20 protein-coding genes are annotated in these 22,616 nt (G+C 60.8%); 18 read left to right on the top strand and 2 right to left on the bottom strand.

Annotated elements, in window-relative coordinates; genetic code table 11:
* Positions 1 to 7 precede the first annotated feature (7 nt).
* From NOX35_RS17795 to NOX35_RS17720, 16 genes are all read left to right on the top strand, one after another.
* Positions 8 to 865, top strand: coding sequence for a phosphatidate cytidylyltransferase (locus NOX35_RS17795; protein WP_256494197.1), 858 nt, complete (start codon positions 8 to 10; stop codon positions 863 to 865).
* Positions 862 to 2,040: a 1-deoxy-D-xylulose-5-phosphate reductoisomerase gene (gene ispC / locus NOX35_RS17790; protein WP_256494196.1), complete on the top strand. Its 1,179-nt coding sequence runs from the start codon at positions 862 to 864 to the stop codon at positions 2,038 to 2,040. The genes NOX35_RS17795 and ispC overlap by 4 nt, the downstream gene beginning before the upstream one ends.
* 91 nt (positions 2,041 to 2,131) lie before the next feature.
* Positions 2,132 to 3,502, top strand: a complete 1,371-nt coding sequence (gene rseP, locus NOX35_RS17785) for an RIP metalloprotease RseP (RefSeq protein ID WP_182283504.1) — start codon at positions 2,132 to 2,134, stop codon at positions 3,500 to 3,502.
* Between the two features lie 43 nt (positions 3,503 to 3,545).
* Positions 3,546 to 5,861, top strand: a complete 2,316-nt coding sequence (bamA, locus tag NOX35_RS17780) for an outer membrane protein assembly factor BamA (RefSeq protein ID WP_256494194.1) — start codon at positions 3,546 to 3,548, stop codon at positions 5,859 to 5,861.
* The gene (locus NOX35_RS17775; protein ID WP_034358744.1) at positions 5,861 to 6,367 is read left to right on the top strand and encodes an OmpH family outer membrane protein; all 507 of its coding nucleotides are present in this window, start codon (positions 5,861 to 5,863) and stop codon (positions 6,365 to 6,367) included. The genes bamA and NOX35_RS17775 overlap by 1 nt, the downstream gene beginning before the upstream one ends.
* A gap of 16 nt (positions 6,368 to 6,383) precedes the next feature.
* The gene (gene lpxD / locus NOX35_RS17770; RefSeq protein ID WP_182283502.1) at positions 6,384 to 7,385 is read left to right on the top strand and encodes a UDP-3-O-(3-hydroxymyristoyl)glucosamine N-acyltransferase; all 1,002 of its coding nucleotides are present in this window, start codon (positions 6,384 to 6,386) and stop codon (positions 7,383 to 7,385) included.
* Entirely contained in the window at positions 7,385 to 7,825 is a 441-nt protein-coding gene (fabZ, locus tag NOX35_RS17765; protein ID WP_003053425.1) for a 3-hydroxyacyl-ACP dehydratase FabZ, read from the top strand. The genes lpxD and fabZ overlap by 1 nt, the downstream gene beginning before the upstream one ends.
* A 15-nt stretch (positions 7,826 to 7,840) precedes the next feature.
* Positions 7,841 to 8,629: an acyl-ACP--UDP-N-acetylglucosamine O-acyltransferase gene (gene lpxA / locus NOX35_RS17760; protein WP_171832531.1), complete on the top strand. Its 789-nt coding sequence runs from the start codon at positions 7,841 to 7,843 to the stop codon at positions 8,627 to 8,629.
* 50 nt (positions 8,630 to 8,679) lie between these two features.
* Positions 8,680 to 9,876, top strand: coding sequence for a lipid-A-disaccharide synthase (lpxB, locus tag NOX35_RS17755; protein ID WP_256494189.1), 1,197 nt, complete (start codon positions 8,680 to 8,682; stop codon positions 9,874 to 9,876).
* Entirely contained in the window at positions 9,839 to 10,570 is a 732-nt protein-coding gene (gene rnhB, locus NOX35_RS17750) for a ribonuclease HII (protein ID WP_182283500.1), read from the top strand. Before lpxB ends, rnhB begins: the two co-directional genes overlap by 38 nt.
* 216 nt (positions 10,571 to 10,786) lie before the next feature.
* Positions 10,787 to 11,578, top strand: a complete 792-nt coding sequence (locus tag NOX35_RS17745) for an RNA methyltransferase (protein ID WP_182283499.1) — start codon at positions 10,787 to 10,789, stop codon at positions 11,576 to 11,578.
* A gap of 172 nt (positions 11,579 to 11,750) precedes the next feature.
* The gene (gene carA / locus NOX35_RS17740; protein ID WP_182283498.1) at positions 11,751 to 12,923 is read left to right on the top strand and encodes a glutamine-hydrolyzing carbamoyl-phosphate synthase small subunit; all 1,173 of its coding nucleotides are present in this window, start codon (positions 11,751 to 11,753) and stop codon (positions 12,921 to 12,923) included.
* Positions 12,916 to 16,167, top strand: a complete 3,252-nt coding sequence (gene carB / locus NOX35_RS17735; RefSeq protein ID WP_256494188.1) for a carbamoyl-phosphate synthase large subunit — start codon at positions 12,916 to 12,918, stop codon at positions 16,165 to 16,167. The genes carA and carB overlap by 8 nt, the downstream gene beginning before the upstream one ends.
* Before the next feature lie 220 nt (positions 16,168 to 16,387).
* Positions 16,388 to 16,864 carry a transcription elongation factor GreA gene (greA, locus tag NOX35_RS17730; protein ID WP_003053437.1) on the top strand — a complete coding sequence of 159 codons (477 nt, stop codon included), beginning with the start codon at positions 16,388 to 16,390 and terminating at the stop codon, positions 16,862 to 16,864.
* Between the two features lie 118 nt (positions 16,865 to 16,982).
* Complete coding sequence (locus tag NOX35_RS17725) at positions 16,983 to 17,402, top strand: DUF4149 domain-containing protein (protein ID WP_256494187.1); 420 nt, start codon at positions 16,983 to 16,985, stop codon at positions 17,400 to 17,402.
* Between the two features lie 46 nt (positions 17,403 to 17,448).
* Positions 17,449 to 18,333: a Kdo hydroxylase family protein gene (locus NOX35_RS17720; RefSeq protein WP_182283495.1), complete on the top strand. Its 885-nt coding sequence runs from the start codon at positions 17,449 to 17,451 to the stop codon at positions 18,331 to 18,333.
* A gap of 81 nt (positions 18,334 to 18,414) precedes the next feature.
* On the opposite strand, the gene NOX35_RS17715 is transcribed toward NOX35_RS17720, so the two are convergent.
* Positions 18,415 to 19,173, bottom strand: a complete 759-nt coding sequence (locus tag NOX35_RS17715; RefSeq protein WP_182283494.1) for a glycosyltransferase — start codon at positions 19,171 to 19,173, stop codon at positions 18,415 to 18,417.
* A gap of 62 nt (positions 19,174 to 19,235) precedes the next feature.
* Positions 19,236 to 19,706: a YhbY family RNA-binding protein gene (locus tag NOX35_RS17710; RefSeq protein WP_003067342.1), complete on the bottom strand. Its 471-nt coding sequence runs from the start codon at positions 19,704 to 19,706 to the stop codon at positions 19,236 to 19,238.
* Between the two features lie 32 nt (positions 19,707 to 19,738).
* Between NOX35_RS17710 and NOX35_RS17705 the strand changes: the two genes are divergently transcribed.
* Both NOX35_RS17705 and ftsH read left to right on the top strand, forming a co-directional pair.
* Positions 19,739 to 20,401 carry an RlmE family RNA methyltransferase gene (locus NOX35_RS17705; protein ID WP_003053442.1) on the top strand — a complete coding sequence of 221 codons (663 nt, stop codon included), beginning with the start codon at positions 19,739 to 19,741 and terminating at the stop codon, positions 20,399 to 20,401.
* A 246-nt stretch (positions 20,402 to 20,647) separates the two neighbouring features.
* Positions 20,648 to 22,570 carry an ATP-dependent zinc metalloprotease FtsH gene (gene ftsH / locus NOX35_RS17700; RefSeq protein WP_003067340.1) on the top strand — a complete coding sequence of 641 codons (1,923 nt, stop codon included), beginning with the start codon at positions 20,648 to 20,650 and terminating at the stop codon, positions 22,568 to 22,570.
* Positions 22,571 to 22,616 lie beyond the last annotated feature (46 nt).

The raw sequence follows: 22,616 nt of genomic DNA, 5'->3' as shown, positions 1-22,616 counted from the left end.
AGGTGCCATGCTCAAGCAGCGCGTCATTACCGCCTTGATTTTGCTGGCCATTTTGCTGCCGGCACTGTTTTATACGGCCAGCACCGTGCCTTTTGCCGCACTGATGCTGTTGTTCATGGCGGCCGGCGCCTGGGAGTGGGGGCGACTCAATGGTTTTGGACAGGCAGGCTCACTGGCTCTGGGGGCTGTCTGTACGGCGCTGTGCGCTGGCTCCTGGTGGGCCGGCTGGGTGGATCAGCCTCTGCCCACGGTGTGGCTGATTGCGGGTTCCCTCTGGGTGCTGGGGGGCTTTTTGCTGCTGCGCGCTGGCGTGGCGGGCTGGCCGCATATTCCGGCAGCAGTCCGTCTGGTCGGCGGCGTGCTGGCATTGTGGCTGGCCTGGCTGGCCGTGGTGCAGGCGCGCAATATCGGCATCAACTTCCTGCTGTCGGTGCTGGTGCTGGTCTGGGTGGCCGATGTTTTTGCCTACTTTGCGGGTCGCACTTTCGGCCTGAAGTTCACCAGGAACAAGCTTGCTCCTTCCATCAGTCCCGGCAAGAGCTGGGAAGGTGTCTGGGGCGGCATGCTGGGGGTGATTGTTCTGGCTCTGGTCTGGAGCTGGGCAGATCGTCACTACGGCGCCGGTGTTCCCAGTTTCTATTCGGTGCTGCAGTCGCGCGGACTTTGGTTCCTGCTGCTGGCTGCGGTGTTTATGGCTGCGATGAGTGTGGTGGGCGACCTGGTCGAATCCCTCATCAAGCGCAGCGTCGGTGTCAAGGACAGCAGCGGCTTGCTGCCCGGCCATGGTGGTGTCCTGGATCGCATTGATGCTCTCCTGCCCACACTGCCGTTGGCGATGATGCTCTCATCCTTTGTGCATCCATGAAGCAGAAAATCACGGTTCTGGGTTCTACCGGTTCCATCGGAACCAATACCCTGGATGTGGTGGCGCGCCACCCTGAACAATACGAAATCTTCGCGCTGAGCGCAGCCACGCAAGTGGATCTGATGCTCAGGCAATGCGCGCAGTTCAAGCCGCAGTTCGCTGTGATGGCCAGTGCGCCCCATGCTCGTCAACTGGCTGAGGCAATCAAGCAAAACGGGCTTCAAACACAGGTTCTTCAGGAGCGGGATGCTCTTGAAGTGATTGCGTCGCATCCTGATGTGGATGCCGTCATGGGGGCGATTGTCGGAGCGGCCGGTCTGGCGCCCTGTCTGGCGGCTGCCAGGGCTGGCAAGCGTCTGCTGCTGGCCAACAAGGAGGCCCTGGTGGTGGGCGGCGCCCTGTTCATGGACACAGTCAAGCGCCATGGTGCCACCTTGCTGCCCATTGATAGCGAGCACTCGGCCATCTTCCAGTGTCTGCCCGAAGACAGCCGCACCTGGACTGATCGCGTCGACTCCTTGCTGTTGACGGCATCCGGCGGTCCCTTCCGTCAACGCGACCCGGCGACGCTGTCCGAGATCACTCCTGAGCAGGCGTGCTCTCACCCGAATTTCTCCATGGGGCGCAAGATCTCGGTGGACTCGGCCACCATGATGAACAAGGCGCTGGAGGTGATCGAGGCGCGCTGGCTGTTCGATATGGCGCCCGAGAAGATCAAGGTGGTGATCCATCCGCAGCAGATCGTGCACTCCATGGTGCAGTTCAAGGATTCGTCGGTGCTCGCCCAGCTGGGAACGCCTGATATGCGGGTGCCGATTGCCTGCGGTCTGGCCTGGCCCAAGCGCATCGAGAGCGGCGCACCTGTACTGGATTTCACCAAGCTGGCGGCGCTGACCTTCGAGGAGGCGGATGCGCAGCGCTTTCCGGGCCTTCATCTGTCCTGGCAGGCGCTGTGCGCGCCCGAGGGCACAACCACGGTGCTCAACGCAGCGAACGAAGTGGCGGTCGCCGCATTCCTGGAGCGTCGCCTGTCGTTTGACCGCATTCATGCCGTCAATCTGCAGACGCTGGAATCCGTGCAGCCCGGTGCCGTAGGCAGTCTGGAAGAGTTGATGGCGCTCGATGAGCGAGCGCGCGAGCGTGCGGCTGACATAGCCAGGCAGTGGGCGCGCTGATCTGGCGCCGGGTTCGGGTGCTTGAGGAGTTGCGGTTGAACTTGCGGCTTGCTGCACACTCCAAGCATTGATTGGCATTAAGGAGTTTCAGGTGTTGCTGACGGTTGTGGCTTTCATCGTGGCGCTCGGTGTTCTGATTGCAGTGCATGAGTGGGGCCACTATCGCGTTGCCGTGGCCTGCGGCGTCAAGGTGCTGCGTTACTCCGTGGGCTTTGGCAAGCCTCTGTTGCGCTGGGCCGGCAAGAAATCGGGCACCGAGTATGTGATCGCAGCGCTGCCTCTGGGCGGCTATGTGCGCATGCTTGATGAACGCGAGGGTGAGGTCAGGCCCGAGGAAAAACATCTGGCCTTCAACAATCAGCCCCTGCGTTCACGTGCAGCCATTGTTGCCGCGGGGCCGGCAGCCAATCTGGTGCTGGCCGTGGTGCTGCTGGCGGTGGTCAACTGGGTGGGGGCCAACGAGCCTGCAGCCCGACTCGCGGCTCCTCCGGAAGGCACGTTGCTGCATCAGGCCGGTATTCAAAGTGGCGACTGGGTGCAGCGTGCCGCAGTGGGAGGCCAGGAGTGGCAGCCTGTGCGTGCTCTGGGTGATTTGCGCTGGCTGGTGACGACGGCGGCCATTGAAGGCGAGTCCCTGCAGCTGGAAGTGGCTGACCAGGCGCATGGCGCGGCGCGCATCGTGCCGCTGGATCTCGCTTCTTTGCAACAAAAGGAACCAGATGCGGCTTTCTTTGACAAGGTGGGGCTGCAGGGAGCCTGGAGTCGCGCGGTCATTGACGAGATTGTCGCAGGAGGCCCGGCAGACAAGGCGGGCCTGCAAAAAGGCGATGTGCTGCTCAGCATCAATGCTCAGGCAGTCCTGGATGGCGCGCAGGCGCGTGCCGCGATTCGAGCCTCGGGTGCATCTGGACAGGTTGAGCCGCAGGTGTGGGTTGTGGAGCGCGCGGGCCAGCGTCTGAATCTGCGGGTGCAGCCGGAAATAGTACCTGGCAAGGATGGGCAAGCTGCAACTGCACGTGTGAACGCCGTCATCGGCAGCCAGCCGGAAATGGTGCTGGTGCGCCGCGGCTTTCTCGATGGCCTGAGTGCCGGTGTGCACAAGACCTGGGAGCTGTCTTCCATGACACTGCGCATGATGGGGCGCATGCTGATCGGTCAGGCCTCGCTCAAGAATATCAGCGGTCCTTTGACGATCGCAGACTATGCGGGCAAGTCCGCCAGCATGGGACTGGTGCAATACCTGTCGTTCCTCGCGCTGATCAGCATCAGCCTGGGCGTTCTCAACCTGCTACCATTGCCCGTTCTGGATGGTGGGCACCTGATGTATTATCTTTGGGAAGGTTTGACGGGGCGCAGTGTCTCTGATGTCTGGGCTGAAAGACTGCAGCGTGCAGGCGTCGCAGTCATATTGCTGATGATGTCAGTCGCCTTTTTCAACGATATCAACCGGCTCTGGGGCTAATTTTTACCGCTACGGTAGGCCGCATTCGCGGCGATTTCCACTCATGAAAAAACATTTCAATCGCTTGGGCGTGCGCTCTGCAACTGCCCTGGCTGCTATGGTTTTAGCTGCGCAAGCGGCATGGGCATTGGAGCCCTTCAAAGTTCAAGATATCCGCGTCGAGGGTTTGCAGCGAGTGGAGCCCGGTACGGTGTTCGCTTCCATGCCTTTGCGCGTGGGCGATGACTACAACGACGAAAAGGGCGCTGCTGCCATTCGTTCGCTATTTGCTCTGGGTCTGTTCAAGGACGTGCGCCTCGAAGCCAATGGCAATGTGCTGGTGGTGGTCGTGGAAGAGCGCCCCACCATTGCCGAGGTGAACTTTGCCGGCACCAAGGAGTTCGACAAGGACACTCTGCTCAAGGCCATGCGTGACGTGGGCCTGGCCGATGGCCGTCCTTTCGACAAGGCGTTGGCTGATCGCGCCGAGCAAGAGCTCAAGCGCCAGTACATCAACCGCAGCCTGTATGGCGCTGAAGTGGTGACCACGGTGACGCCTATCGAGCGCAACCGAGTGAACCTGACCTTCACCGTCTCCGAAGGCGAGCCGGCCAAGATCAACGAAATCCACATTGTGGGCAACAAGGCCTTCAAGGAATCGACGCTCAAGGACTTGTTCGACCAGGACACCGGCAACTGGATGAGCTGGTACACCAAGTCTGACCGTTATGCGCGCAACAAGCTCAATGCCGACCTGGAGTCGCTGCGCTCCTACTATCTGCAGCGAGGCTATCTGGAGTTCCGTGTGGAGTCCACACAGGTTGCCATTTCTCCGGACAAGCAAAATATCGGCCTGACCGTGAACATTCACGAAGGCGACCAGTATGTGGTCTCCGGCGTGAAGCTCGAAGGCAACTACCTGGATCGCGACGACGAGTTCAAGTCGCTGGTCAAGATCAAGCCCGGCGAACCCTATAACGCCGACCAGGTTTCCGAGACCGTCAAGGCTTTTACCGACTATTACAGCAATTTCGGTTTTGCTTTCGCCAAGGTCGAAGCTGTGCCCGAGATCGATCGCGCCAACAATCGCGTGGCCATCGTGTTGCAAGCGCAGCCTTCGCGTCGCGCCTATATCCGTCGCATCAGCGTCAGCGGCAACAACAAGACCCGCGACGAAGTGATTCGCCGCGAGTTCCGCCAGTTCGAGGCCTCCTGGTATGACGGCCAGAAGATCAAGCTGTCGCGCGACCGTGTCGACCGTCTGGGCTTCTTCACCCAGGTTGAAATCGAAACCCAGGAAGTGCCAGGCTCTCCCGATCAGGTCGACCTGATGATCAATGTGGTTGAAAAGCCCACGGGCTCGATTCAGCTGGGTGCAGGTTTTTCCAGCGCCGAAAAGGTCTCGCTGTCCTTCGGTATCAAGCAGGAAAACGTTTTTGGCTCGGGCAACTATCTGGGCCTGGACATCAACACCAGCAAGTACAACCGCACCATGGTGGTGTCGACAACCAATCCGTACTTCACGGATACCGGTATCTCGCGCACCTATGACCTGTACTACCGCACCATCCGTCCCTACTATGACGATGGCGCCTACAAGATCATCACCAAGGGTGCCAGCGTGCGCTTCGGCGTGCCCTTCAGCGAAGTGGACACCGTCTTCTTCGGTGCCGGTGTCGAAGGCAATGAGATCAAGCCGGGCACCTATATGCCCGAGGTCTACAACGAATATTGCGGTGGCGCCGTCGGTGCGAATATCGGCTGCTCCAAGACCGGTATCCCTCTGACGCTGGGATGGTCTCGCGATAATCGCGACAGCGCGCTGGCTCCGAATGCCGGCCGCTATCAGCGTGTGAATCTGGAAGCATCGTTCATGAGCGACATGCGCTATGCGAAGGCCAATTACCAGATTCAGCAATATATCCCGCTGAACAAGAAGTACACCATCGCCCTGAACGGTGAACTGGGCTGGGGCAAGGGTCTTGGCGGCAATCCCTATCCCATCTTCAAGAACTTCTACTCGGGCGGTCTGGGCTCGGTGCGCGGCTTCGAGCAAGGCTCCCTGGGCAAGCACGATTCCGTGAACACCAATCTGGCCCTGGGTGGTACGCGCAAGCTGACCTTGAATGGCGAATTCATGGTTCCGTTCCCAGGTGCCGGTAATGACAGAACACTGCGTCTGTTCGGCTTTGTGGACGTGGGTAATGTGTGGGCGGAAGGTGAAAGCATGGATCTGGGAACTTTGCGTGCTTCCACCGGTATCGGTATTAGTTGGATTTCGCCGCTGGGCCCTCTGCGTTTGGCGTATGCTCAGCCAATCCGTAAGGAAACCGGCGATAGAATCCAGAAACTGCAATTCCAAATCGGAACATCTTTCTAATGAAATCTCTCTCTAGCCATCTTTCTCTGGCTGTGCTGCTTGGCGCCATGGCCGTCTCTGCGCATGCACAGGAATTCAAGGCCGGTTTTGTGAACACGGATCGTATCTTCCGTGAGGCATCCGCTGCCAAGGCTGCCCAAGCCAAGCTTGAGCAGGAGTTTTCTAAGCGTGAAAAGGATTTGGTCGATCAGGGCAATTCCTTGAAGAGCGCCTCGGACAAGTTCGAGCGTGAAGCCACCACCATGTCCGAGAGCCAGCGTGCTTCGCGCCAGCGTCAACTGGTGGATCAGGATCGTGAATTCCAGCGCAAGCGCCGTGAATTCCAGGAAGACCTGAACGCCCGCAAGAACGAAGAGCTGGCCACCGTGCTGGATCGTGCGAACAAGGTTGTCAAGCAAGTGGCCGAGACTGAAAAGTACGACGTCATCTTGCAAGAGGCCGTGTATATCAACCCCAAGTTTGATATCACCGACAAGGTCATCAAGGCCCTGAACGGCACAAAGTAATCCCAAGGATACTTTTGTGAGCGTTCTATTGGGACAGATTCTCGATGCGCTCGGTGGAGAACTGATCGGCGGCGAGCGCGAGATGACCATCTCGCGCATCGCGCCGCTGGACTCTGCGGGTCACGGTGATCTGAGCTTTTTAAGCAATCCCCGCTATCGCCAGCAACTGGCCGCCTCACAGGCGGCCTGTGTCATTGTGGCGCCGACGATGCGTGATGAAGCTGCGCAGCGTGGCGCCTGCATTGTCACGGCCGATCCTTATGCCTATTTCGCGCGGGCCACCCAGTGGTGGAAGGCGCACCAGCAGGGCGGCAAGCCGCGCGGCATCCATGCGACTGCGGTGGTGCATGCCACGGCCCAGGTGGATGAAAGTGCCTATGTGGGGCCGCAATGTGTGGTGGAGGCAGGCGCGGTCATCGGTGCCGATACGGTGCTGAAATCGCGCGTCACCATCAGCCAGGGCTGTGTACTGGGCGAGCGCTGCATTCTGCATCCCGGTGTGGTCATCGGAGCCGACGGCTTCGGCTTTGCGCCCTCGGCGGGCCAATGGGAAAAGATAGAGCAACTGGGGGCCGTGCGCATCGGCAACGATGTGGAAATCGGTGCCAACACCTGCGTGGATCGTGGGGCACTTGATGACACAGTCATTGAAGATGGCGTCAAGATCGATAATCTGGTGCAGATTGCCCACAATGTGCACATTGGTGCGCATACGGTGATTGCCGGCAACACCGGTATTGCCGGCAGTGCGCGCATCGGCAAGCGCTGCCAGATCGGTGGAGCCGCCAATATTCTGGGGCATTTGACGATTGCGGATGGTACGGTGATTTCGCCGACCTCCATGGTCACTCGCTCCTTGCCCAAGGCAGGTTTTTATACAGGCATCTTTCCGTTGCAAGAGAACGAGCAATGGGAAAAGAACGCTGCAACCTTCAGGCAGTTGTACACGCTCCGGGAGCGGGTCAAGAAGCTTGAACAAGCGCTGGCTGAGGGCCGGCAAAGCAACAACGGAAATTGATGATGGATATTCAAGAAATTCTCAAGCAACTGCCTCACCGCTATCCTTTTCTTCTGGTGGACCGGGTGCTGGAGCTTGAGCGCAACACACGCATCAAGGCGATCAAGAACGTCACCTTCAACGAGCCGTTCTTCACCGGTCATTTCCCCGGCCGTCCCGTCATGCCCGGCGTGCTGATTCTTGAAGCTCTGGCCCAGGCAGCCGGCTTGCTGGCCTTCGACGCCATGGGCCAGGTGCCCGATGAAAACAATATCTACTATTTCGTGGGCATCGACTCGGCTCGCTTCAAGCGCCCCGTGGTGCCGGGAGACCAGCTGGCTCTGGAGATCACCATCGACCGCGTGCGCGGCGGCATCTGGAAGTTCAACGCCGTCGCCAGCGTGGATGGCGAAGTGGCCGCTGAAGCTCAGCTGATGTGCACCATGCGTCACGTGGGATAAGCGTTGATGGCGGCTGTGAGCTTGATTCATCCCACCGCCGTGGTGGACCCTGCGGCCCAGCTTGACACCTCGGTGTCGGTAGGGCCGTATGCCGTCATCGGCCCCAGGGTGCGCATTGGCGCCGGCAGCAAGGTGGGTGCGCATTGCGTGATCGAAGGCGACACCACCATTGGTGAAGGCAACCACATCTTCCAGTTCGCGTCGCTGGGTGCGCAGCCCCAGGACAAGAAGTATGCGGGCGAGCCCACGCGTCTGGTGATCGGCGATCGCAACACGGTGCGCGAGTTCTGTACCTTCAATACGGGGACCACTCAGGATCGCGGCGAGACGACCATCGGCAATGACAACTGGATCATGGCCTATGTGCATATCGCGCATGACTGCATCATTGGCAACCAGACCACGCTGGCGAACAACACCACGCTGGCGGGCCATGTGCATGTCGGCGACTGGGTGACGATTGGTGGCCTGACCGGTGTGCTGCAGCGCATGCGCATAGGTGCACATGCCATGGTGGGCTTTCAGGCCCATGTGAACAAGGATGTGCCGCCCTTCATGACGGTGGATGGCAATCCGCTGGCCGCTCGCAGTGTGAATCTGATTGGTCTCAAGCGTCGTGGCTTCTCGGATGCACGAATTGCCGCCGTGCGTGAAATGCACAAGCTGCTGTACCGCCAGGGTCTGACGCTGGAACATGCCATTGCGGCCATGGATGCGATCAAGTCGGCAACGCCTGAAGCCGTGCAGGACGTGGACTTCATGCAGTCCTTTCTGGCATCGGCAAGCAACGGCATTACACGTTGATAGCGACTCGCGCTGTCCCTATCTGAGTTTGAGACGTGAATAGCTCTGAAATGTCTAATAAGCAGGCGCAAGCTGCTCCAGATTCCATAGCGCCCAGCATTGCCATGGTGGCAGGCGAGGCCTCGGGCGATCTGCTGGCTTCGCTGTTGCTGGACGGTCTTCGTCAGCGCTGGCCCGATGCGAGCTCCATGGGCATAGGCGGTGACAGAATGCAGGAGCGCGGCTTTGACGCCTGGTGGCAGTCAGAGCGCCTAGCCGTGCACGGTTACAGCTGGGAAGTGCTGGCTCGCGTGGCCGAGTTGCTTGGTATTCGCAAAAAGCTGCGTCAGCGCCTGATTGCGCATCCGCCCTCGGTCTTCGTCGGTGTGGATGCCCCCGACTTCAACCTGGGGCTGGAAACCAGCCTGCGTGAAGCCGGCATCAAGACCGTGCACTTTGTCTGCCCTTCGATCTGGGCCTGGCGTGCCGATCGCGTGGAGAAAATCCGTCGCGCGGCCGACCATGTGCTGTGCATCTTTCCGTTCGAGCCCGAACTGCTGGCCCAGCACGGCATTGAAGCCACCTACGTCGGTCATCCGCTGGCGCAGGTGATTCCGTTGCGCCCCGATAGAGCGGCCGCGCGTGCGCGCCTGGGCCTGGCCGAAGAGGGTCTGGTGCTGGCCTTGCTGCCCGGCAGCCGCCGCTCCGAGGTGCGCTACATTGCCTCAGGCTTTTTCAAGGCGGCGGCGCTGGTCCAGAAGGCATTGCCTCAGACCCGGATCGTGGTGCCGGCCGTGCCTTCGCTGTACGAAGAGGTGCAGCGCATTGCTGCCGAGGCCGGCATGCAGGGCAAATGCCTCATCGTCAAGGGCCAGTCCCACGATGTGCTGGCAGCCTGCGACTGCACGCTGATCGCCAGCGGCACCGCCACGCTGGAGGCCGCGCTCTACAAGCGCCCCATGGTCATCAGCTACAGCATGCATCCCTGGAGCTGGCGCCTCATGAAGCGCAAACAGCTACAGCCGTGGGTGGGGCTGCCCAATATTCTGTGCGGCGATTTTGTCGTGCCCGAGCTGCTGCAGGATGCTGCAACTCCAGAGGCACTGGCCCAGGCCGCACTGGGCTGGCTCAGAGCCAGCCAGGATTCTCCTGCCACCATTGAAGCGCTGGTTGAGCGCTTCACCGCGCTACATCACGAACTGCGCCGCGATACTGCCGAACTGGCTGCCCATGCGATCCAAAAAATCATTGCCACCCCCGCTGCTTGAGCAAGGCTGCCTGCCCTGGCATCCGCCCGGGCTGGTTGCCGGGGTGGATGAGGCAGGGCGCGGCCCGCTGGCCGGCCCGGTGGTGGCTGCCGCCGTCATCCTGGACGATCTGAAGCCCATTGCCGGGCTTAATGACTCCAAGAAGCTCACGGCCAACCGCCGCGAGGTGCTCTACGACGAAATCCGTGCCAAGGCGCTGTGCTTTTGCATAGCTCAGGCTTCGGTGCAGGAGATCGATGAGATCAACATCCTCAAGGCAACGCTGCTGGCCATGCGTCGTGCGGTGATGGGCTTGCGTCTCAAGCCCGTGCTGGTGCTGGTGGATGGCAACCAGCTGCCGCAGATCGATGTGCAGGCCGAGGCCATCGTCAAGGGGGACTCGCTGGTGCAGGCCATTTCTGCAGCGTCCATTTTGGCCAAGGTCACGCGCGACCGCTGGTGCGAACGTCTGGACGCCCAGTACCCGCAGTATGGCTTCGCCGGACACAAGGGTTATGGCACGGCCGCGCATCTGCAGGCCTTGCGCGCCCATGGTGCGACGGCAGAGCATCGGCGCTCCTTTGCACCCGTGGCCCAGGTGCTGCAAGCTGGCCAGGTGTGTGCAGGCGGCACGGCGCAGCCTGTGCTCTGCGAGACCGGGCTGTCGGGTGTGACGTCCAGCCTGCAGATGTCGCAGGCATCGCTCTACGTCTGATGCGCGCCTGATCGACATTGTCTGCATTCCCGAGTACGGTGCAGGGCCGCGTCGGGCGTTCTATCTTCTTTGGGACTTGCGCAAACAAGAGTGCCGCAACGGCCTGCCTTCTGAGGCAGTCGCCCGGCCTGAACCCGTTTTGCGTAAGTCGTGTTCTCGTTTCAGGCTCGGCCAGGTGCTTGCATGCCGGGTTCTTGTTTTTTCTCAGAGGTCGACATGGCTGCACGCCCCCAGGTCACGGACATTCATTCGCGCGACAACGCTTTCGTCAAAGAACTGCGCCGTCTGTCCCAGGACAGCACGGCCTATCGCAAACAGGGGCAGGTCTGGCTTGAAGGCGATCATCTTTGCCGTGCGGCCCTGGTGCGGGGTCTGAAACCGAAGCTTGCCGTTTTTGCGCAGTCTTTCTGGCCTCAGGCGCCCGAGGAGTGGGTGCAGGTCGCCAGCAGGGTCGTGGTGCTGGCAGATGCCTTGTTCGACGAGATCAGCGCTCTGGAATCTCCCGCCCGCATGGGCTATGTGATGGACTGGGATGCGGGTGTGCAGGTGCAGCCGGGCGTTGCCACCGTGGTGCTGGACCGCGTCCAGGATGCCGGCAATGTGGGCAGCATCCTGCGCAGCGCGTCGGCCTTCGGCTTCACCCAGATCGTGGCGCTCAAGGGCACGGCCGCGCTGTGGAGCCAGAAGGTGCTGCGCGCTGGAATGGGTGCTCACTTCGGACTGCATCTGGTCGAGGCGGCATCGGTCGATGATGTGCAAGGCCTGCAAGTCCCCCTGGTAGTGACCAGCTCCCATCAGGGGACATTGATCCATGAGGCAGATCTGCCATGGCCCTGTGCCTGGGCCATGGGCCATGAGGGGCAGGGCGTGGGCGATGCGCTGATGGAGATGGCGAGCCACCGCATCAGCATTGCGCAGCCCGGAGGTGAGGAGTCACTCAATGTGGCTGCTGCCGCCGCGATCTGCCTGCATGCGAGCAGCGTAAGCATGCTACGCCGTAGAGGGTAATCCCGGGGCGCTTCAAAGGGGTGAAGCGGACAGAGCCTATAATGGGCGGCTTTCAAGCATTCCTTCATACGCCTAGCGACGCTTCCTCGCCATTCCCTGCAGACACAAATGTCCCAGCGCACACGCCGGGGCTTCGTTGGGCGTAACCGTAATTAAAAAACCGGAGAACCCAGTGCTTTTGTCTCTCAAGGGAAATTTCCCATCCGCCATTCTGGCGCTCGCAGACGGCACGGTCTTTATTGGCAACTCGATTGGTGCGCAAGGCACCACCGTTGGCGAAGTCGTTTTCAACACTTCGCTGACCGGCTACCAGGAAATCCTCACAGACCCCAGCTATTGCCAGCAGATCGTGACGCTCACGTATCCGCACATCGGCAACTACGGTGTCAATCCTGAAGACGTCGAAGCTGACAAGATCCATGCCGCAGGTCTCATCATCAAGAACCTGCCTTTGCTGGCCAGCAACTTCCGAAGCACTCAGACGCTGTCCGAGTACCTGAGCGAAGGGTTGACCGTCGCCATCGCCAACATCGACACCCGCAAGCTCACGCGACTGCTGCGTGATCAAGGCGCGCAGAACGGCGCAATCGTGGGTCTGGCCGCTGGTGAAGAAGTCACCCAGGCCAGGATCGACGAGGCCATTGCCGCCGCCAAGGCCGCCCCCAGCATGAAGGGTCTGGATCTGGCCAAGGTCGTGTCCACCGACAAGTCCTACCCATGGACCGAGGCCGAGTGGACGCTGGGCGAAGGCTACGGCAAGCTCGAATCGCCCAGGTTCAAGGTTGTGGCCTATGACTTCGGCGTGAAGAAGAACATTCTGCGCATGCTGGCCGAGCGCGGTTGCGATGTGACCGTCGTGCCTGCCCAGACGCCTGCCAAGGATGTGTTGGCTCTGAATCCGGACGGCGTGTTCCTGTCCAATGGCCCTGGCGACCCCGCGCCCTGCGACTACGCCATTGCCGCTGTGCAAGAGATCATGGCTGCCAAGATGCCTGTGTTCGGCATTTGCCTGGGTCATCAGATCATGGCTCTGGCCTCCGGCGCCAAGACCTTCAAGATGCAGAACAGCCACCACGGTGCCAACCACCCCGTCAAGGACCTGGACACCGGCCACGTCAGCATCACCAGCCAGAACCACGGTTTTGCGGTGGAACTGGAGTCGCTGCCCGCCAATGCCCGCGCCACGCACATCAGCCTGTTTGACGGCACGTTGCAAGGCCTGGAGCGCACCGATGTTCCCGCTTTCTGCTTCCAGGGTCACCCCGAAGCATCGCCCGGCCCGCACGATATCGGCTATCTGTTTGACCGCTTCACAGCGCTGATGGAGAAACACAAAAATGCCTAAGCGCAACGACCTAAAAAGCATTCTGATCATTGGCGCCGGTCCCATCGTGATCGGTCAGGCCTGCGAGTTTGACTACTCCGGCGTGCAGGCCTGCAAGGCCCTGCGCGAAGAGGGCTACAAGGTCATCCTGATCAACAGCAACCCTGCCACGATCATGACCGACCCGGCCACCGCCGACGTCACCTACATCGAGCCCATCACCTGGCAGACGGTCGAGAAGATCATCGCCAAGGAACGCCCCGATGCCATCCTGCCCACCATGGGCGGCCAGACCGCGCTGAACTGTGCGCTGGACCTGTGGAAGAACGGCGTGCTGGACAAGTACAAGGTGGAGCTGATCGGTGCCAAGCCCGAAGCCATCGACAAGGCCGAAGACCGTCTGAAGTTCAAGGACGCCATGACCAAGATCGGTCTGGGCTCCGCACGCTCCGGCATCGCCCACTCCATGGACGAAGCCTGGGCCGTGCAAAAGCAGATGGGCTTCCCCACCGTCATCCGCCCCAGCTTCACGCTGGGTGGCACCGGCGGCGGCATTGCCTACAACCCCGAGGAATTCGAAACCATCTGCAAGCGCGGTCTGGAGGCTTCGCCCACCAACGAGCTGCTGATCGAGGAATCCCTGCTGGGCTGGAAAGAGTACGAGATGGAAGTGGTGCGCGACACCGCCGACAACTGCATCATCGTCTGCTCCATCGAAAACCTGGACCCCATGGGCGTGCACACCGGTGACTCCATCACCGTGGCGCCGGCCCAGACACTGACCGACAAGGAATACCAGATCATGCGTAATGCATCTCTGGCCGTCCTGCGTGAAATCGGTGTGGACACGGGTGGCTCCAACGTGCAGTTCTCGGTGAATCCCAAGGACGGTCGCATGATCGTCATCGAGATGAACCCCCGCGTCTCGCGTTCCTCGGCACTGGCTTCCAAGGCCACGGGCTTCCCCATCGCCAAGATCGCGGCCAAGCTGGCCGTGGGCTTCACGCTGGATGAGCTCAAGAACGAAATCACCGGCGGCAAGACCCCTGCTTCGTTCGAGCCCTCGATCGACTATGTGGTCACCAAGATCCCGCGTTTCGCCTTCGAGAAGTTCCCCGCTGCCGACAACCGCCTGACCACGCAGATGAAGTCCGTGGGCGAAGTGATGGCCATCGGCCGTACCTTCCAGGAGTCCTTCCAGAAGGCCTTGCGCGGCCTGGAAGTGGGCGTGGACGGCATGAACGAAAAGACCCAGGATCGCGAAATCCTGGAAAAGGAACTGGGCGAGCCCGGTCCCGACCGCATCTGGTATGTGGGCGACGCTTTCGCTGCCGGCTGGTCGCTGGACGAGGTGCACAACATCACCAAGATCGACAAGTGGTTCCTGGTGCAGATCGAAGAGATCGTCAAGATCGAACTCGAGCTGGACAAGCTCTACGAAGAAAAGGGCGAAGGCGCCCTGGCGGCTCTGGATGCCCAGACCCTGCGCAGCCTCAAGCAAAAGGGCTTCTCCGACCGCCGCCTGGCCAAGCTGCTGCACACCAGCGACAAGGCCGTGCGCGAAGCGCGCAAGGCGCTGAAGGTGCGTCCCGTCTTCAAGCGCGTGGACACCTGCGCGGCAGAGTTCGCTTCCAACACCGCATACATGTACTCCACGTATGACGAAGAGTGCGAAGCCGCTCCCACGGACAAGAAGAAGATCATGGTGCTGGGCGGTGGCCCGAACCGTATCGGCCAGGGTATCGAGTTTGACTATTGCTGCGTGCACGCTGCCATGGCCATGCGCGAAGATGGTTACGAAACCATCATGGTCAACTGCAACCCCGAGACCGTGTCCACCGACTACGACACCTCCGACCGCCTGTACTTCGAGCCCCTGACGCTGGAAGACGTGCTGGAAATCGTGGACGTGGAGCAGCCCGAAGGCGTGATCGTGCAGTACGGCGGCCAGACGCCTCTGAAGCTGGCCCTGGGCCTGGAGCGCGAAGGCGTGAAGATCATCGGCACCACGCCCGACATGATCGATGCCGCCGAGGACCGTGAGCGCTTCCAGAAGCTGCTCAACGAACTGGGTCTGCGCCAGCCTCCCAACGCCACTGCGCGTACCGAAGCCGAAGCCCTGGAAAAGGCGGCCGGCCTGGGTTACCCCCTGGTGGTGCGTCCTTCCTATGTGCTGGGCGGCCGTGCCATGGAAATCGTGCACGAGCAGCGCGACCTCGAGCGCTACATGCGCGAAGCCGTGAAGGTCTCCAACGACTCTCCCGTGTTGCTGGACCACTTCCTGTCCAACGCCATCGAGTGCGACGTGGACTGCGTGCGCGACAAGACCGGTGCCGTGTACATCGGCGGCGTGATGGAGCACATCGAGCAAGCCGGCGTTCACTCCGGTGACTCCGCCTGCTCGCTGCCCCCTTACTACCTGAAGGCCGAAACCGTCGCTGAGATCAAGCGCCAGACCGCAGCCATGGCCGAAGGCCTGCATGTGGTGGGCCTGATGAACGTGCAGTTCGCCATCAAGGAAGCGGACGGCCAGGACGTGATCTACGTGCTGGAAGTGAACCCCCGTGCCTCGCGCACCGTGCCCTTCGTCTCCAAGGCCACCGGCGTGCAACTGGCCAAGGTGGCTGCACGCTGCATGGCCGGCGATACACTGGCCGAGCAGGGCATCACCAAGGAAGTCACACCGCCTTACTTCAGCGTCAAGGAAGCCGTGTTCCCGTTCGTGAAGTTCCCTGGCGTGGACACCATTCTCGGCCCCGAGATGAAGTCCACCGGTGAAGTCATGGGCGTGGGCAAGACCTTTGGCGAAGCCTTTGTGAAGAGTCAGATGGGCGCCGGCGTGCACCTGCCTGCCGAAGGCAAGGTCTTCCTGTCGGTGAAGAACAACGACAAGACCCGTGCCGTGGCCGTGGCCAAGGAACTGGTTGCCATGGGCTACAGCCTGTGCGCCACACGCGGCACGGCTGCAGCGATTGCTGAAGCTGGCCTGGAAGTGCAAGCGGTCAACAAGGTGACTGAAGGCCGTCCTCACATCGTGGACATGATCAAGAATGGCGAAATAGCCCTGGTCATCAACACCGTGGAAGAGCGCCGCAACGCCATCGCCGACTCGCGCCAGATCCGTACCAGCGCACTGCTGGCACGTGTGACCACCTTCACCACCATCTTCGGCGCGGAAGCGGCCGTGGAAGGCATGAAGGCCATGCGCGGCAGCCTGGACGTGCACTCGGTGCAAGAGCTGCATGCCATGCTGACCAAGGCCTGAAAAGGCTGACGCCCGAAGCAGCCCGCAAGGGCTGCCGGGTTTTTACCGCACTTGTGCCACTGCAAACACGGCATAATCTGCGGTAATGTATTTGAACCGCCGCGCGGCAACGTGCGGCGGTTTGCTTTTGGGGCACAGGCCCCTGTTTGACGTTGTCACTCAGGCCTGTGCGAGAGGTGCCGCGCTGGGCGCGGCGTTTGCTGAATTTGGAGACTCGATCATGGCCACCATCCCAATCACCAAGCGCGGAGCAGAAAAGCTCAAGGTGGAACTGCAACGCCTGAAGACGGTGGATCGTCCCGCCGTCATTCAAGCCATTGCAGAGGCCCGTGCCCAGGGTGACCTGAGCGAAAACGCCGAATACGAATCCGCGAAGGAGCAGCAGGGCTTCATCGAGGGTCGCATCATCGAGGTCGAAGGCAAGCTGTCTGCCGCGCAGGTGATCGATCCTACCGAGCTGGATGCCGGCGGCCGCGTTGTGTTCGGTGCGACCGTGGACCTGGAAGATGAAGACAGCGGCTCGGCCGTGACCTACCAGATCGTGGGCGAGGACGAGGCCGACCTCAAGCACGGCCTGATCAATGTGTCCAGCCCGATTGCCCGCGCCTTGATCGGCAAGGAAGAGGGCGATACCGCCGTGGTGCAGGCACCTGGCGGCGAGCGTCGCTACGAGATCGTAGGCGTTAAATATATTTGACCACCCCTGAGGCGCTTTGCGCCTTCCCCTCAAGGGGACGACAGCTTCGCTGCGGGGCGGCCCTTGCTTGCTGTCTCTGCTGAATTGGGTGTCGCGCCGATTACCTGGATCAGTAACTATGTTTGAACGCTTGCCTGTTTTCTTTGCGGCTCTGTGGTGGGGCAGCCTGAGCGCCATCGGCTTTGTGGCTGTGCCCATGCTGTTTTCCCATCTGCCTACGCCGGCTCTGGCGGGCTTTATGGCGGCCAAGCTGTTTGCGGCGCAGACATGGATTTCCATAGCGTGTTGCGCTCTCCTGCTGGTGTTTGCAAAGCGGAAACATGCTGAAAAGCTTGAACAATGGGCGCAAGCAGCTATCGGTTTTGTGATCGCAGGCATGCTGCTGGCCCTGCTGGTGCAGTATGGCGTGTCGCCCAAGATCGTGGCGCGCGAGAATCTCAAACTTTGGCACAGCGTGGGCACTGGCATGTATGCGCTGCAGTGGCTGTGCGCCGCCATCGTGCTGTGGCGTGTGGCGGGTGCCCGCAAGCCGGCTTGATCCAGTGCAAGCCCGCTCCGACTGCGGGGAGTACACTGCCGAAGCCATGGAATCTCAAATCGTAAAAATCGACGCGACCGACTGGAGCAATGTCCAGGGGCGCGATGAATGGACTGCTGCCGTCGAGGCCGGCAAGGTGCTGTACTTTCCCCGGCTGGGCTTCCAGCTGACCGAGCAGGAAAAAGCGCTGCTGCGCCCCGATGTGCGCGATCCCAAGACGCGCAATATCAGCCTCAATGTGGATGGCTCGATCAAGGGCGTTGCGGGCGACGAGGCCATGCAGGCGCAGGTGGCAGCCATGGTCGGACGCTTTCGCGAGCAGGCCACGGCGCTGATCGCCGGCCTGTTCCCCGCCTATATGCCGGTGGTACGCATGGCTCCCACCAGCTACCGCCCTTCGCAGGTGGAAACGCGGGCGCAGTCCTGGCGCGCCGACGACAAGCGCATGCATGTGGATGCCTTTCCTTCGCGGCCCAACTATGGCGAGCGCATTCTGCGCGTCTTCACCAATGTCAATCCGGATGGCCAGCCCCGGGTCTGGCGAGTGGGCGAGCCGTTCACCGATGTAGCCAAGCGTTTTGTGCCGCGTGCCAAGCCCTACAGTGCCTGGCAGGCCAAGGCGCTGGAGCTGCTGCATGTGACCAAGTCCTATCGCAGCGAATACGATCATCTGATGCTGCAGTTGCATGACGGCATGAAGGGCGATCCTGACTATCAGAAAAATGCTCCCCAGGAGACCGTGCCTTTCGCGGCAGGTTCCACCTGGGTGTGTTTCTCCGATCAGGCAGTGCATGCCGTCATGTCGGGGCAGTACATGCTGGAGCAGACCTTGTTTCTGCCGCCAGGCAGCGAATACAACCCGGCTGCCAGCCCGCTGTCCATTCTCTCGCGCATGAAGGGGCATCCGCTGGTTGATGCCAAATATCGCTGATCCATCGGTAAGGCAGGCACAAAAAAGGCGTTGAACCTCGCGGTCAACGCCTTTTGTTTTTGCGGCTGCATCGGCAGCCAGTCAGCCCCAGGCCTTCTCTATCCACCTGGCGGGCTCGATATGGCGAAAGCGCTTGTTGCGACGGCCTTCCAGGGCATCGGGCGGGTTCACCTCGCCGTGGAAGATCACGATGCGCGCATCGGCCGGCGGCACTGGCTCCTTCCAGTAGTTGCTGGGCCAGGTCGGAATGCAGTAGTACTTGAAGCTGGGGCACCAGGCGGCAGGCCAGTAGTCGAGCTTGCCCTGCTTGTGCAGAAAGTGTGACAGATACTCCTGCTCGTTGCGGTACTTGCCGCGCATCTCTTCGGTGTGCGAGCGGAAATGCTCCAGCACATCGGCATGGGCGCCCAGCTCGAAGCGGTAGACCGATGAGTTGCCGACAATGCGTTCGCCAAAGCGCCAGAAACGCGGATAGTCGTGAATGATGCGGAACTCGCCGGGCAGCGTGAAGAACTCGTCGAGGCTGCCCACAATCACCACGTCCAGGTCCAGGAACAGAGCCTGACCCTTGAGGCCATGCAGGTCGCGCTCGAAGGTGGTGAGCTTCTTCCAGGCGCCGTCACGCTGGCCGGGCGCCAGATGGATGTTCAGGTCGGGGATGGGAAAGCACTCCACTTCGGAGCGAATCCCCTCTGTGCTGTCGGTCAGGCAGACAAAGCGAAAATCTCCGCTGAGATGGCGGCGCACCATGGCATAGAGTCGGTTGACGTACTCCGGGCCGTATTTGGTGCCCCATTTCATGCAAAGAATGTGGCGTTGCTGCTGTGTGGTCTGAGCCATGGCTTGGTGGTCTAGGCGAAGAAAAAAGGCGGGTGGGCAGGCAGGCAGGGCGGATCGGCAGATCAGTCCTGACGGCCTTTCTTGACCGACTTCTGCTTGGGCTTGGCGCGCTTGATGGTGCCGCCGGCGGTCAGGCGCTGGTTGCCGAGCACACGCAGTTGCTTGACTTCGGGCTTCTGGCCGGCGCGGCCGAACTTGAGTACCTTGACGTCGCGAGGACCGGGCATGCGGTCTTCGTCAAAGGCCTTTTCCTTTTCGGGAATAGGGCGCCACAGCACCAGCAGCTTGCCGATGTGCTGGATGGGAGCTGCGTTCAGCTCGTCGCAGAGTTGTTGATAGATCTGCTCGCGGGCTGCACGGTCGTCGCCGAAAACGCGGACCTTGATCAGACCATGGGCATTGAGTGCGGCGTCCACTTCCTTTTGAACGGCAGTGGTCAGACCATCGCCACCGATGAGGACGACGGGGTCCAGATGGTGGGCTTCGGCGCGGTGTTCCCGGCGCTGTGCGGGAGTTAATTCAATTTGGGGCATACCCGTATTATCAAGGCTGCGAGAATTCAGGCATGAAAACCAAAACCAAAAGCAAGAAGGTCAATAAGAATTGGCTGCACGATCACATCAATGATCCGTATGTGAAAGCTGCCCAAAAGGACGGCTATCGTGCGCGCGCGGCCTACAAGCTCAAGGAAATTGACGAGTCGCTCAAGCTGATTCAGCCCGGCCACACCGTGGTGGACCTGGGTTGCGCGCCCGGCGCCTGGAGTCAGTATGTGCGCCGCCGTCTCTCGCCCAGCGGTGCGGCTGTGGGCGAACTCAACGGCCGCATCATCTCGCTGGACCTGCTGCCCATGGAGCCCATCGAGGGCGTGCATTACATCCAGGGCGACTTTCGTGAAGAGGCGGTGCTGGCGCAACTTGAAGAGGCCATGGGCGGCGGCAAGGCCGACGTGGTGGTCTCGGATATGGCGCCCAATCTGTCGGGCCATGGTGCCACGGACGGTGCGCGAGTTGCGGTGCTCATCGAGATGGCCGTCGATTTTGCGATCAACAACATGAAGCCCGAGGGCGCGCTGGTGGTCAAGTTGTTCCACGGCAGCGGCTATAACGAGCTGGTGGATCTGTTCAAGCAGACCTTCAAGGTGGTCAAGCCCATCAAGCCCAAGGCATCGCGCGACCGGTCTGCCGAGATTTTCCTGGTGGGGATGGGTCTCAAGCAGGGCTCTTGACGGAGTTGCCGGCTTGCATAGGGGCATTTGACCTCATGGTTTGCTGCAGCAAACCAGTGAAACTGATAGCGCAAAGCCTTGATAAAACACAGGCTTAGGGCCGATTGCCCGCAGGGCCGTACCTTGCCTATGGCCGCTATAGGGGGAAATAGGCGTCCTGGGCGCTTGAAACACCTAAAATGAACCTCAACTAGGTCTGGAGTCCCCTCCGGGCCTTTACGTCTGAATATTCCATTGGAGCCCCGCTTGAACAATCAGTGGTTTTCAAAAGTCGCCGTCTGGCTGGTCATCGCCATGGTGCTGTTTACGGTGTTCAAACAGTTTGACACCCGAGGTGCTGGCGGTGCCTCTCATGTTGGCTACTCGGAATTCCTGGAGCAAGTGCGCAACAACCGTATCAAGAGCGCCACCATTCAGGAAGGTGCCGGTGGTACCGAGGTCGTAGCCACCACCACCGATGATCGCAAGATCCGCACCACCGCCACCTACCTCGATCGCGGTCTGGTGGGCGACCTGATCAACAACAACGTCAAGTTCGACGTCAAGCCACGTGAAGAAGGCTCGCTGCTCATGACGCTGCTTGTGAGCTGGGGACCCATGCTGCTGTTGATCGGCGTATGGGTGTACTTCATGCGCCAGATGCAGGGCGGCGGCAAGGGCGGCGCCTTCAGCTTCGGCAAGTCCAAGGCGCGCATGCTCGACGAGAACAGCAACACCGTTACCTTTGCCGATGTGGCGGGTGCCGATGAGGCCAAGGAAGAAGTCAAGGAAGTCGTGGACTTCCTCAAGGACCCCAACAAGTTCCAGAAGCTCGGTGGCCGCATTCCCCGCGGTCTGCTGCTGGTCGGCCCTCCCGGTACCGGCAAGACGCTGCTGGCCAAGTCCATCGCGGGCGAAGCCAAGGTGCCTTTCTTCTCGATCTCGGGTTCCGACTTCGTTGAAATGTTCGTCGGCGTGGGCGCAGCCCGCGTGCGCGACATGTTCGAGAACGCCAAGAAGAATGCACCCTGCATCATCTTCATCGACGAAATCGACGCCGTTGGCCGCCAGCGCGGCGCCGGCATGGGCGGCGGCAATGACGAGCGCGAGCAGACTCTGAACCAGATGCTGGTCGAGATGGATGGTTTCGAGACCAATCTCGGCGTGATCGTGGTGGCGGCAACCAACCGCCCCGACATTCTCGACGCCGCCTTGCTGCGTCCCGGTCGTTTCGACCGCCAGGTCTATGTGACGCTGCCTGATATCCGCGGCCGCGAGCAGATCCTCAATGTCCACATGCGCAAGATCCCCGTGGGCCAGGACGTGAACCCCGCCATCATCGCGCGCGGCACGCCCGGCATGTCGGGTGCCGATCTGGCCAATCTCTGCAACGAAGCTGCGCTGATGGCGGCACGCCGCAATGCGCGCACCGTGGAGATGCAGGACTTCGAGAAGGCCAAGGACAAGATCATCATGGGCCCCGAGCGCAAGACCATGGTCATGCCCGAGGAAGAGCGCCGCAATACGGCCTACCATGAAGCCGGCCATGCTCTCATCGGCAAGCTGCTGCCCAAGTGCGATCCCGTACACAAGGTCACCATCATCCCGCGCGGCCGTGCGCTGGGCGTGACCATGAGCCTGCCCGAGAAGGACCGCTACTCCTATGACAAGGAGTACATGCTCAACCAGATCGCCATGCTGTTTGGTGGGCGCATTGCCGAAGAAGTGTTCATGAACCAGATGACGACTGGTGCGTCGAACGACTTCGAGCGTGCGACCCAGATCGCCCGTGACATGGTGACGCGCTACGGCATGAGCGATGCGCTGGGCACCATGGTCTACTCCGAGCAGGAAGGCGAGCCTTTCCTGGGCCGAACCTTCAGCCGTGGCTCCAATCTGTCCGAGTCCACCATGCAGAAGGTGGACGACGAAGTGCGTCGCATCATCGACGAGCAATATGCTCTGGCGCGCAAGCTGATCGAAGACAACAGCGACAAGATGCATGCCATGGCCAAGGCCATGCTGGACTGGGAAACGATCGACGCCGAGCAGCTCAACGACATCATGGCAGGCAAGGAGCCTCGTCCTCCCAAGGACTGGACGCCTCGCAACCCACCCTCGTCGGATGGTGGCAATTCCTCGGGAGGCAATCCCGCATCGAATGCCGAGCCTTCGCCGACTACGGCTTGAGCGCCAAGCCTCATACACAAAAGGTCCCTCAGGGGCCTTTTGTTTT

The sequence above is a fragment of the Comamonas sp. C11 genome (assembly GCF_024496285.1).
In the GTDB taxonomy this organism is placed as follows: domain Bacteria; phylum Pseudomonadota; class Gammaproteobacteria; order Burkholderiales; family Burkholderiaceae_C; genus Comamonas; species Comamonas testosteroni_F.
This window is presented reverse-complemented; position numbering and strand designations above follow the sequence as displayed.